Genomic DNA, 759 nt, shown 5'->3' on the forward strand with positions numbered 1-759 from the left:
TTTAGTTGTATTAGATGTATATGTGTAATACGTATATTTAATAAAGTTAAATTAAACTGGGGAGGCTTTCGCAAATGGTGGAGAAAACAAGTAAAGTTAAAAAAATTTTTGGATTAGTACTCACCGCAGCACTAGCAACTACAACTATGGTAGGCACAGTAAATGCACAAACAACTACGAATAGCTATAAGGTAGCTGGCAATGAGAACACTGTATTTACAGATGTACCAAAGGACCACTGGTCAAAAGATGCTATTGATTACTTAGCGTCAGCAGGGATTTATAAGGGATATGGAAATGGGAAATTTGGTTTTGGGGACAATGTTACTAGAGGACAGGTAGCTTCTTTAGTCAATCGACATTTAGGTTTAATAGCAGACGATAAACAGGGAAATATGTTTAGTGATATTACAAATCATATGTTTGAAAAGGATATCCAAGCCATTGCGCAAGCTGGAATTATGACAGGTGATGGAACAGGTACATTTCGTCCAGATGATGTATTAACTCGATATGAGATGGCAGTAGTATTACAAAAAGCATTTCATTTAGAATTAAAAGGACAAGGGAATTTTAAAGATGTTCCAAAAGGGCATTGGGCCTATGAATCTGTAAATACACTGCGTAGTAACCGTATAGCACAAGGTGACGAGGTAGGTAATTTTAATGGAAACACGCTTGTGAAGCGTGAGCAGTATGCACAATTTTTCTATAATGCAATAGCAAAGAACAGATCTTATAATTTCAACATCAATTCAA

The 759-nt window shown here is 35.7% G+C and carries 1 protein-coding gene; it reads left to right on the plus strand.

Translation table 11 applies throughout. The features are described from left to right. Positions 1-74: 74 nt before the first annotated feature. On the plus strand, positions 75-759 hold a 685-nt coding region (locus KI356_RS26820; RefSeq protein ID WP_212936966.1), incomplete at its 3' end, for an S-layer homology domain-containing protein.

Source organism: Bacillus hominis (genome assembly GCF_018332515.1).
In the GTDB taxonomy this organism is placed as follows: domain Bacteria; phylum Bacillota; class Bacilli; order Bacillales; family Bacillaceae_G; genus Bacillus_A; species Bacillus_A hominis.